This is a genomic window from Rothia nasimurium (genome assembly GCF_928382285.1).
GTDB classification, from domain to species: domain Bacteria; phylum Actinomycetota; class Actinomycetes; order Actinomycetales; family Micrococcaceae; genus Rothia; species Rothia nasimurium_E.
This window is the reverse complement of sequence record NZ_CAKMSS010000015.1, coordinates 1-10,108: the sequence shown is the minus strand read 5'-3', so window position 1 is coordinate 10,108 and position 10,108 is coordinate 1. Positions and strand designations below refer to the sequence as shown.

The following is a 10,108-nucleotide window of genomic DNA, read 5'->3' as shown; positions in this document are numbered from 1 at the left end:
GGGGCCTACACCCACATCACGCGCGACCAGGCTAACTGCCTCGCCTGCCACCACGCGCTCAACAGCAGCATCCTTAACATCCTTCGGAGTCCAACGCGTCACAACTACCTCCCGGTCGAAGTGGCGCGTTCACCCCTTGACAGCACGTATTATGCGGTCCCTTTTTGATTTTGCGGTCCCCTTGTTGCTGTTTAGGAGGCGAGGACGTCCGCGAGCAGGTCGGTGCGGTTAGTGACGATTCCGTTGACCCCCAGGGCGATAAGTTCCCGCATGGTGCGTTCATCGTCGATCGTCCACACGTGTACCTCTACCCCGGCCCGGCGGGCGGCAGCCACCAGCTTGCGGTCAACAATGCGCAGGCGGCGGCCCGCCACCCGATGATAGGCCGGCACCTGAACCGCGTCGAAGGGAAGCATAAACCTGCGAGTTATCGGCCTCAAAATACTCCACAGACTAGGGTGTATGCGCGATAGGGCATAGAAAAAAGTGAAGGCTGACTGCGAGGCGCTCAGGGGAACCTGCACCCCTAGATTCTGAGCCGCCCGGTGCGCCTGCCGCAGGCGGCGCTCCGAAAAGGACGCCAGCCGCACCCGCTCTACCGCACCGGCAGCTACCAGCACCCGCGCAACCTCGGCCGCCGAACCGGCGTCCTTAAGGTCGATATTGAAACGGGTCTCGGGGAAGGCCTCGAGCATGTCGCGCAGGCGAGAAATCCGACCGCCGCCCACCAGGCTCAGGTCGCGCAGCTGATCCCAGGTCATCTCAGCCACCCGGCCCGGGCGGCCCACCAAACGATTGAGGGTGGGGTCGTGAAAAACCAGTACCTGGCCGTCCGCGGTGGTGTTCACGTCGGTTTCGAGCCAGTGGGCCCCAGCATCGAGGGCGCGGCGGAAAGCCCCCTCGGTGTTTTCAGCCTGACCTACAGCGAGCCCCCTGTGGGCGTAAATCTGGGTGCGGTCAGGTGAAGAAGGTGCAGATGCGTGTGAAGGCATAAGAACCAGTATATTACCGGCCAGTAACTTAGGCTTGGCGATCCTCTCGCTCAGCCAGCATGCGCTCGATAATCTGGGCAACGCCGTCCTCTTCAAACCCCGGGCAGATACGCCCCACCCGGTCTTTGAGCTCCGGCAGGCCCGAGGCCATCACATAGCCGTGACCTGCCCAATCCAGCATCTCAAAGTCATTGGGCATATCACCAAAAGCAGCCACCTCATCAGGGCCAATGCCCAGCGAAGCCGCGAAGTCAGCCAGAACCCGACCCTTATTCAGCCCCCGCTGCGCAATTTCCACCAGGGGCTGGTAGGGGGCAGAGCGCGTTACAGACGCCCGCTCCCCCACGATCTCTTGCACGCGGGCCAGTAGGTCGGCAGGTACCGCACCGTCCCGGAATAGCAGGTATTTCACTACCTCAGCGTCGGGCGCCAGAATCTCTTCCAACCGCCCCTCAACCACCTTGCTGGTGTCTTCCTGCACGTGAGGGTCATAGGTTCCCTGCACGTAGACATGCTCCAGGGTCTCCGCGATATAGAGAGCCCCCGGGAAGGCCTGCTCCAGCTCGGCGTGCAGAGCCAAAGTTTCAGCCCCGCTGATAGTGCGGGTGGCAACCACCTGCGAACGGGCAATATCGAACGTCACCGCACCGTTAGAGCAGAAGGCAAAAGAGTTCTCGCCGTTCCACTCCTCGCCCAGCTGCTCCAGCACGGGAGCCAACCAGCGCAAGGGGCGGCCAGTCACAAAGACGATACGGACGCCAGCATCCGCCGCCGCGTGCAGGGCCTGCAGGGTGCGGGGGCGGAACCTGAAATCACTCCCGATGAGGGTGCCGTCCAGGTCGCTGGCAATCAGTTTAATCATGCTTTACATTCTAGAGGCTTATTCAAAGGGTCAGGTGAAGCAGGCTCGCAGCGAAGCTGCTGGCTCGGCGGCTGGCGTGAATCGCTTGTGAGCGTCAGCGAACCAGCGAGAGGGTCGGCAGCAAGCGCGAGCCTGCTGATCCTGGCGAGAGAAGATTCTAGTTCTCTTCTTCATAGGTCGCCGTCAAGAAGGCTCGGGCGATGCCGTGGAAGAAGAGGTTGAAGTTGACCACGGCGGGGCTGGCGTTTTCGTCGATGTCGAGTTTTTCCACGTCAACGGCGGTGACGCAGAAGATGTAGCGGTGGGGGACATGGCCAGCGGGTGGGGCTGCGCCGACGAAACCGCGGGTACCGCCGTCATTGAGATGCCCCAGAGCTCCCTCGGGTAGGTTCTCGGCTGCACCGGTGGCAAGTTCAGTGACTGAGGCGGGGATATTTGAGGCTGCCCAGTGCCAGAAGCCTGAGGGGGTGGGTGCGTCCGGATCGAAGCAGGTGACCACAAAGGACTTGGTTTCTGCGGGGAAGCCGCTCCAGGAGAGCTGGGGCGAGACGTCCTCGCCGCCTGCGCCCATGATGCCGGAGACCTGGGCGCGGGGCAGGGTCTCCCCCTCGGTGATATCGGCGGACGCGAGCGTGAAAGTGGGTAGGTCGGGCAGGTCTGCGTAGGGTTCGCGGTTGAGCATGAGGGGCCTCCTCGTCGTTGATGGGCTTTGGCTATGCACTAACCAGTCTACTGACTATTCCCCCCTCACGAAAAGGGACCTGAAAACTAAAGAAGGACCGCAAAATATGCGGTCCTTCTTTAGTTTTGCGGTCCCCTCGGGGAGGGGAGCGGCGGAACTAGCCCTGCGGGTAGAGCACAGCGTTCAGTTCGTCGCGGCTGGGCGGGTTAGCGCCCTCGCGGGAGACGGTGATGCCGGCTGCAACCGCTGCGAAAGCCAGGATTTCCTTGAGGTCGCCCTTGCTCAGCAGCTCAATAGCGGCGCGGGCGCCCTTGCCCTTGATGTCGCGATCGAGCAGAGCCGCGATGAGGGCTGCCATGAGGGAGTCGCCGGCACCCACGGTATCGGCAACCTCTACCCGGTAGGCGGGCAGGGCGATGCCGTCGGGCGAGGTCTTGCGGGTAATAGCCCAGGGGCCCATCTCGCCGCGGGTCACAACCACCAGGGAGGCCCCCAGCTCCAGCCAGGCCCGCGCCGATTCTTCCAGGGTACGGTTGGGGTAGAGCCACAGAAGGTCCTCGTCAGAAGCCTTCACCACGTCCGCATGACGCACGATGCTCTCAGCCCAGGCGCGGGCTTCTGCAGCGTCGGGCACGATGGAGGGGCGGCAGTTGGGGTCGTAAGAAATCAGGGCGTGGGGGGCGGCCTGCTTGACGGTGTTGAGCACAGCGGACGCACCGGGCTCTAGCATGGCGCCGATAGACCCCACGTGCACGGCGGTGGCGTTCTTGCCCACCTCGTCGAGAGCTGCCTGGGCAGCGTCGAGTGACCAGTCAATATCGAACTCGTACTCCGCGGCGCCGGTATCGCCAATAGTTGCCTGGGCAACGGAGGTCTTTTTGGCGTCAGCACCGACAGGGAGCAGGACGCCCGAGGCCCGCAGGTGCGCGTCAATCAGGTCGCCATAGGCGTCCTTGCCGTAGCGGCCAATGAACTGGGCCTCGTGGCCCAGACGGGAGACGCCAACGGCAACGTTCATGGGGGAACCGCCGGGGTGGGCGTGGGATTCGGCGCCGGGGCGCTGGACAACATCTACGAGGGCTTCGCCAATGACAGTGAGCATGCCCTTATTTTACCGGTTGTGGCCCTGACCTCAGATAAGTTTCGCGTCACAAACTCCACATGTGAGACAACAAACTATAAACTTAGGTCTGTAGTGCCCACCAGCTCGTCGTGCCCGTGCATGAATCGGGGTGTGGGCCGCCAGTCACCAGCTACCAGCGCACCGCCGCGCTGCTAACCGATGAGTTCAATGACGCTACTCATCGAGGAAGAGGTCACACCATGACTATTTCTGCCGACAACGCTCACGAGCAGTGGCTTGCCTCTGAGGCTGAAGCCGAAGCTATGATCCCCCTGATTGGCAAGCTGAATCGAGAGAACAATGTGGTTGTCTCTATTCACGGCCACAGCCTGATCAACAAGTCTGTTATCCAGATTTTGAAGGCCCACCGTTTTGCCCGTCAGATTGATGACGTTGAGCTGAACCCGGCTGATTCCCTGAAGATCCTTGAAATTGTGAGCACCCTTGACCTGGGTGCCTGCTCGCTGGGTCTGGCCAGCCTGCAGCGCAAGTTTGAGGCTTCTGGCGCCGGTGATCTTGAGGCCTGGCTGAAGGAAGAACTGGCTCCCGTTGTCGGCAAGAAGGGCCAGATTGAAGCTGCCTCGCAGGACGTCGTGCTCTACGGCTTCGGTCGTATCGGCCGCCTGCTGGCTCGTATCCTGCTGGAGCGCTCCACCGGCGCCGGCCCCAAGCTCCGCGCGGTTGTTGTTCGTAAGAACACCGACAACGACCTCTACAAGCGCGCCTCCCTGCTGCGCCGCGACTCCGTCCACGGTGCTTTCAAGGGCACCATCCGCGTGGACGAAGAGAACTCCACCATCATCGCCAACGGCACCCCCATCAAGTTCATTTACGCCTCTGACCCGGCCGAGGTCGACTACACCGCCCACGGCATTGAGAACGCTATCGTGGTCGATAACACCGGCCGCTGGCGCGACAAGGACGGCCTCTCCCGCCACCTGCAGGCTAAGGGGGCTGCGCGCGTCCTGCTCACCGCTCCCGGCAAGGGCGTGAAGAACATCGTCTGCGGCGTCAACGACGACATCATCGACGATAACGACACCGTACTGTCGGCAGCGTCCTGCACCACCAACGCCATCACCCCCGTGCTGGCCGTTATGGACGAGGTCTTCGGCGTCAAGCGCGGCCACGTTGAGACCGTGCACTCCTTCACCAACGACCAGAACCTGATCGACAACTTCCACAAGGGTGACCGCCGCGGCCGCTCCGCTGCCCTGAACATGGTGATTACCGAAACCGGCGCAGCCAAGGCAGTATCCAAGGCCCTGCCCCAGCTGGAGGGCAAGCTGACCGGCAACGCTATTCGCGTCCCTACCCCCGACGTCTCCATGGCTATCCTGAGCCTGCAGCTCGACAAGCCCGTCGGCTCCAAGGAAGAACTCAACAACCTGCTGCGCGAGCGCTCCCTGCGCTCTTCCCTGCGCCGCCAGATTGACTACACCGACTCACACGAGGTCGTGTCAACCGACTTCGTGGGCTCCCGCGCCGCCGGTGTAGTGGACGGCCTGGCCACCATCACCTCCGGTGACGATAACGCTATCCTCTACGTCTGGTACGACAACGAGTTCGGCTACTCCTGCCAGGTAATTCGCGTGCTTGAGACCATGATTGGCGGTAAGCTGCAGAGTTTCCCCGCAGCGATCTAAGAGCGCGGACGCCCGCCGCACATCCTGGTGCCCTCGGCTAGCTATGCCGGGGGCACCTGCTTTTTAGGGGTTGGGGCGGAAGTTGCCGCCAGCAACCCTCTCGCTCCTCGCCTGGGGGCTCGTCGCGATTCACGCCCCGCCTTGCGGCGGATTCCGTTCGCTCTTGCGTGCTGACGCACTCGCTCACTTCATCGAGCCAGCTGGCTTGCAACTTCCGCCCCACCCCCGAGGGGCAGCAAACGTAAGCTCGTCCGCCAAGGACTCCGGGCTACGCGAAGTTCTCGCTCACCCAGTCCCCCGCGGCGGTGGCGGGGGCTGCTTTTTCGGCGCCGGAGACGCGCGTGTTCAGCTCAATCAGGGTCTCGGTGGTGAGCAGGGCAGATACCTCGTCGAGGACGCGGGCGGCTGCTACCGAGACCTGGCGGGTATTGATGACGGGTAGTACCTGCTGGGCCAGGATCATGTTTTTGGGGTCCTCAAGCACCACGAAGTTGTTGGCGGTGATGGCGGGGTCGGTGGAGAAGAGGTCCACGATGTCGACGGTGCCGTCGGCCAGGGCTGAGACGGTGAGCGGGCCGCCGCCGTCGTTGATGGGTTCGAAGGACGCCGGGGTGAAGCTGTAGAGGCGCTCTAGGCCGGGTAGGCCGTAGGCTCGTTCCGCGAATTCCGGGGGTGCCCCTAGGCTGAGCTGGCCGCTGAGGGTGGTGAGGTCGTCCAGGCTGGTCAGACCGTGTTCTTCGGCGGTAGCGGCGGTGACGACCAGGGAGTCCTTGTTTTCTGCCTGCGAGGCCGCCAGAACTCCTAGCTCCTCGGGCAGGGCGGTGGGGAGGGCCTGCACGATTTCTTGGGCAGTGACGGCTGTGGTCTCTGCGTCGAAGTAGAGCAAGAGGTTGCCGGAGTAGTCGGGTACCACCGAGACGGTGCCTTCGCGCAGGGCCCCGAGGTAGGCTTCGCGGGCACCGATGGCGGGGCTGGTGGTTGCGTCTAGGCCGCGGGCGCGCAGGGCTGCGGCGTAGATTTCGGCGATAATTTGTGATTCGGTGAAGTCGGCTGAGCCCACGGTAATGGTGCCGGTGGTGCTCCCGCTGCCAAAGGCGGTGGAGCCGTCAAGGCCGCAGGCGGAAAGGCCTAGAGCCCCGGCGGCGAGTCCTGCCCCGGTGAAGAGGGAGCGTCGGGTGAGGCGGGGTGATGTCATGGGTGTTTACCTTAGTCCGGGGTAGGTGAGGGCTCTTTGCACAAGGGCGAGTAGAGCATCGACGATTAGGGCGAGGGCTGCAACGAGTAGGACGGCCGCGACCATGCGGGTGTAGTCGCGCACTGCCAGTCCGTCGATGAGGTAGCGCCCTAGCCCGCCCAGGTTGATGTAGGCGACCACGGTGACGGTTGCGATGATTTGCAGCACCGCGTTACGGATGCCACCGAAGATGAGGGGCAGGGCCACGGGAATTTCTACCCGGGTGAGTACCTGCCAGCCGGTCATACCCTGGGCGCGGGCGGCGTCCTTAATAACGGGGTCCACAGCCGCAATACCGGCGTAGGTACCCGCCAGGAGCGGGGCGATCGCCAGTATGACGAGGGCAAGCGCCGGGGCGGTCAGCCCCAGCCCTAACCAGAGGGCGAAGAGGGTGAGCAGGCCCAGGGTGGGGAGGGCTCGCAGGGCACCGGTGAGAGCTACAACCAGGTTTTCCCCCTTACCGGTATGACCGACCCAGGCACCCAGCGGCAGGGCGATAGCTGCCGCGACCAGCAGCACCAGGCCGGAGTAGGCCAGGTGCTCGCCAAGACGCTGCCAGATACCGCCGGTGCCCGCCCAGGCGCCGGGGGCGGTGAACCAGGCCCAGACGTCCTGAAAAATCATGGGTTCCTCCAACGGGTGAGCGCGGCGCCGACCAGGGCCAGCAGTCGGTCGAGCACGAGGGCAAGGACGAGGGTGAGCAGGATTCCGGTGATGATTTCAGCCGGTAGGTCCCGGCGCAAGCCGTCGGTGAAGAGGGTGCCGAGGGACTGGATACCAATGACAGCCCCCACCGACACCATAGAAATATTCGAGACCAGGGCAACGCGTAAACCGGCGATCATGACGGGTAGCGACAGGGGTAGCTCAACCTGCCAGAAACGGCGCAGCGGGGTGTAGCCCACGGCTGTGGCGGCTTCAAGAGTGATGGGTGAGACCGATTCGAAGGCGTCCACGGCGCTGCGCACCATCATGGCTACCACGTAGATAGTCAGCGCCACGTAGACGTTGATCGGGGAGGTAATGGAGGTACCCAGCACCAGGGGCATGAGCACAAACAGCGCTAGTGAGGGCACGGTGTAGAGCAGGGCAGCGCCGTTGACGACTGCCCCTTTGCGCACCCGGCCGGCGGTTGTGTAGGCCTCGGTGGAGCGTCCGTCCGCCCGCCTCCCCAGGGCCAGCCGGGCCAGGGGCAGGGCGAGGGCAAAGCCCACCACTACCGGGATGACCGACTGCGCCAGGTGCAGCGTGGTGAGCTGCCCGATGTAGGGCAGGTTGGCTAGAAACCAGCTCATGCGGACGCCCCGCTACCGGGGGTCTCGTCGGTGGACTCTCGGCCCCTGTCGGCCCCGTTAGGACGGGCCCAGGGGGCTTCCAGGCCGTAGCGCAGGTAGCGCTCCTGCCGGGTTGCTTCGAGCACGTTATCGGCCTCCAGCAGGCCCAGGGCCAGGCCCTGCTCGTCCACCGCCACACCCCAGCCGGAGGGAGAAGAGAGTACCGAATCCAGGGCATCACGCAGGGTTCCACCCTGCACGAAGAGGGAACCACCGGGCAGGTGCCTGCCGCCGGTGACCCAGCCGTCGGGGCGTCCGTCCGCTAGTCTCAGCTGCCAGCCCTCGGCCTCAGCTGCCTGCAGGGGGCGAACGGCCACGTTCCCCGCCCCGGCAAAGGTCAGGCGGCGCATGCCCCGGTCGCGCCCCACAAAAGAAGCAACATAATCACAGGCCGGGGCCCGCAAAATCTCTTCGGGGGTGCCGAACTGGGCGATGGTGCCGCCGGGGGCAAAAACAGCGATGTAGTCCCCCAGGAGCACAGCCTCGTCAATATCGTGGGTGACAAAGACGATGGTGCGGTGAAGTTTCTGTTGCAGGTCTAAAAGGCTCTGCTGTAGATCTGCACGCACAACAGGGTCGATAGCGCTAAAGGGTTCGTCCATCAGGAGTATGTCTGATTGGCCTGCCAGGGCGCGGGCCACACCCACGCGCTGGGCCTGACCACCCGAGAGCTGGGCCGGGTACTTGCTAGCAGAGGCGCGATCTAGGCCCACCGTGTCGAGAAGTTCCAGGGCTTCAGCACGAGCCTGTTTCTTGGCTACCCCCTTGAGGCGGGGAACGGTGGTGATGTTATCGAGCACGCTCTGGTGTGGCATGAGCCCAGCCTGCTGCAGCACGTAGCCGATGGAGCGGCGCAGTTCGTGAACGGGGCGGGCGGTATTGGCTTCGCCGCGCACCAGAATCTCACCGTCGGTGTGCTCGACCATGCGGTTGATCATGCGCAGGGATGTGGTTTTGCCGCAGCCCGAGGGCCCCACAAAGACCGTGATTTTTCCCTGAGGAATGCTGAGGGTGAGGTTATCTACCACCGCCGTGTCACCGTATTTCTTGGTGACCGACCGGAATTCAATAGCGGGGGCCGCTGCCATACTTGCTCTTTCGTTTGAGGCGGGGAAGGTTTTGCTCCATCAACCTAACACCCGTGGGTTCCACCCTATTCCAGCAGGTTCTAAAACAGCAAGTACCCTGTCATAAATGCACATGCCCTGCTAAAAGTGACAGGCAGATGCACTTTTAAGGCGGCAGGTCGGTTGCTAGGCTGGTGACATGAAAATTGCTACCTGGAACGTGAATTCTATCCGTGCCCGCGCCGACCGCGTGGAAGATTGGCTAGAGCGCAGCGGCGTGGACGTGCTCGCCATCCAAGAAACCAAGGCCACCGACGAGACCTTCCCCTACGAAATTTTTGAGTACTCCGGCTACGAGGTGGCCCATTTCGGCCTGTCACAGTGGAACGGGGTGGCTCTCGCTTCCCGTGTGGGGCTTGAGGATATTCAGCGCACCTTCACCAACCAGCCCGCTTTTGGTAAGCCCGGTGAGGACGCCGTCGTTGAGGCCCGCGCTATCGGGGCAACCTGCGGCGGGGTTCGGGTGTGGAGCCTCTACGTGCCTAACGGTCGCGGTATCGACGACCCGCATATGCCCTACAAGCTGGCCTGGCTGGAAGAGCTTCGCAAGGACGCCGCCAGCTGGCTAGCGCAGGACCCCGCAGCCCAGTTCGCCCTGGTGGGAGACTTTAATATTGCCCCGCTCGATGAGGATGTATGGGATATCGACTTCTTTAGGGAAAACCAGATGACTCACGTGACCGAGCCTGAGCGGGCGGCCTTTAGGGCTTTTCTTAAAGAGCCTTTGGGGCTGGTTGATGTGGCTCGTGAGCATACCACCGTGCCCTACACCTACTGGGACTACACCAAGCTACGTTTCCCCAAGAACGAGGGGATGCGCATTGATTTTCAGCTCTACTCCCCCGTGCTGGCCCAGCGGGTTGTGGGCGCTGAGATTGATAGAGAAGAGCGAAAGGGCAAGGGCGCTTCGGACCATGCCCCGGTGATTGTTGAGATTAGCTAGCTGAGCGGACGCCCCCGCCCGACAGTCCGGGGCATTGCGGGTTAAGGGTCAAAAAGTGTGTCCGGAATCGCGGATTTTCACGGATTGACCTGTAGGTTTCCGGAAAGTATATGCTCCGGAAGCATATATCTAGCCCCCGACGGGAAATCCTCGGTGTGGCAGCCG

10 protein-coding genes are annotated in these 10,108 nt (G+C 63.0%); 2 read left to right on the top strand and 8 right to left on the bottom strand.

Annotation, left to right across the window (positions count from 1 at the left end):
- Positions 1–191: 191 nt before the first annotated feature.
- From L6758_RS10825 to L6758_RS10810, 4 genes are all read right to left on the bottom strand, one after another.
- On the bottom strand, positions 192–992 hold the full coding sequence (locus L6758_RS10825; protein WP_237199156.1) for a glycerophosphodiester phosphodiesterase family protein: 801 nt from the start codon (positions 990–992) through the stop codon (positions 192–194).
- 28 nt (positions 993–1,020) lie between these two features.
- On the bottom strand, positions 1,021–1,854 hold the full coding sequence (locus tag L6758_RS10820) for a Cof-type HAD-IIB family hydrolase (protein ID WP_237206082.1): 834 nt from the start codon (positions 1,852–1,854) through the stop codon (positions 1,021–1,023).
- Between the two features lie 157 nt (positions 1,855–2,011).
- A complete protein-coding gene (locus L6758_RS10815; RefSeq protein WP_237206083.1) occupies positions 2,012–2,536 on the bottom strand; it encodes a YbhB/YbcL family Raf kinase inhibitor-like protein in 525 nt (174 codons plus the stop codon).
- 157 nt (positions 2,537–2,693) lie between these two features.
- On the bottom strand, positions 2,694–3,638 hold the full coding sequence (locus L6758_RS10810; RefSeq protein WP_237206084.1) for a carbohydrate kinase family protein: 945 nt from the start codon (positions 3,636–3,638) through the stop codon (positions 2,694–2,696).
- A gap of 221 nt (positions 3,639–3,859) precedes the next feature.
- Between L6758_RS10810 and L6758_RS10805 the strand changes: the two genes are divergently transcribed.
- Positions 3,860–5,305, top strand: coding sequence for a glyceraldehyde-3-phosphate dehydrogenase (locus tag L6758_RS10805; RefSeq protein WP_237206085.1), 1,446 nt, complete (start codon positions 3,860–3,862; stop codon positions 5,303–5,305).
- A 268-nt stretch (positions 5,306–5,573) separates the two neighbouring features.
- On the opposite strand, the gene L6758_RS10800 is transcribed toward L6758_RS10805, so the two are convergent.
- Genes L6758_RS10800 through L6758_RS10785 form a run of 4 tightly spaced genes read right to left on the bottom strand, consistent with a single transcriptional unit; the run spans position 5,574 to position 8,961 of the window.
- Entirely contained in the window at positions 5,574–6,500 is a 927-nt protein-coding gene (locus tag L6758_RS10800; RefSeq protein ID WP_237206086.1) for an ABC transporter substrate-binding protein, read from the bottom strand.
- 6 nt (positions 6,501–6,506) lie between these two features.
- Complete coding sequence (locus L6758_RS10795; protein WP_237206087.1) at positions 6,507–7,163, bottom strand: ABC transporter permease; 657 nt, start codon at positions 7,161–7,163, stop codon at positions 6,507–6,509.
- Positions 7,160–7,834 carry an ABC transporter permease gene (locus L6758_RS10790; RefSeq protein WP_237206088.1) on the bottom strand — a complete coding sequence of 225 codons (675 nt, stop codon included), beginning with the start codon at positions 7,832–7,834 and terminating at the stop codon, positions 7,160–7,162. The genes L6758_RS10795 and L6758_RS10790 overlap by 4 nt, the downstream gene beginning before the upstream one ends.
- Positions 7,831–8,961 (bottom strand): ABC transporter ATP-binding protein, encoded by a 1,131-nt coding sequence (locus L6758_RS10785; RefSeq protein ID WP_272878607.1) that lies wholly within the window; start codon positions 8,959–8,961, stop codon positions 7,831–7,833. The genes L6758_RS10790 and L6758_RS10785 overlap by 4 nt, the downstream gene beginning before the upstream one ends.
- 178 nt (positions 8,962–9,139) lie before the next feature.
- On the opposite strand from L6758_RS10785, the gene L6758_RS10780 reads away from it, so the two are divergent.
- The gene (locus L6758_RS10780) at positions 9,140–9,943 is read left to right on the top strand and encodes an exodeoxyribonuclease III (RefSeq protein WP_237206089.1); all 804 of its coding nucleotides are present in this window, start codon (positions 9,140–9,142) and stop codon (positions 9,941–9,943) included.
- Positions 9,944–10,108 lie beyond the last annotated feature (165 nt).

What these genes read in the sequence shown, in the direction of transcription:
- L6758_RS10825 (WP_237199156.1), bottom strand. Translation starts at nt 992, where the DNA reads ATGCCTTCACACGCATCTGCACCTTCTTCACCTGACCGCACCCAGATT.
- L6758_RS10820 (WP_237206082.1), bottom strand. Translation starts at nt 1,854, where the DNA reads ATGATTAAACTGATTGCCAGCGACCTGGACGGCACCCTCATCGGGAGT.
- L6758_RS10815 (WP_237206083.1), bottom strand. Translation starts at nt 2,536, where the DNA reads ATGCTCAACCGCGAACCCTACGCAGACCTGCCCGACCTACCCACTTTC.
- L6758_RS10810 (WP_237206084.1), bottom strand. Translation starts at nt 3,638, where the DNA reads ATGCTCACTGTCATTGGCGAAGCCCTCGTAGATGTTGTCCAGCGCCCC.
- L6758_RS10805 (WP_237206085.1), top strand. Translation starts at nt 3,860, where the DNA reads ATGACTATTTCTGCCGACAACGCTCACGAGCAGTGGCTTGCCTCTGAG.
- L6758_RS10800 (WP_237206086.1), bottom strand. Translation starts at nt 6,500, where the DNA reads ATGACATCACCCCGCCTCACCCGACGCTCCCTCTTCACCGGGGCAGGA.
- L6758_RS10795 (WP_237206087.1), bottom strand. Translation starts at nt 7,163, where the DNA reads ATGATTTTTCAGGACGTCTGGGCCTGGTTCACCGCCCCCGGCGCCTGG.
- L6758_RS10790 (WP_237206088.1), bottom strand. Translation starts at nt 7,834, where the DNA reads ATGAGCTGGTTTCTAGCCAACCTGCCCTACATCGGGCAGCTCACCACG.
- L6758_RS10785 (WP_272878607.1), bottom strand. Translation starts at nt 8,961, where the DNA reads ATGGCAGCGGCCCCCGCTATTGAATTCCGGTCGGTCACCAAGAAATAC.
- L6758_RS10780 (WP_237206089.1), top strand. Translation starts at nt 9,140, where the DNA reads ATGAAAATTGCTACCTGGAACGTGAATTCTATCCGTGCCCGCGCCGAC.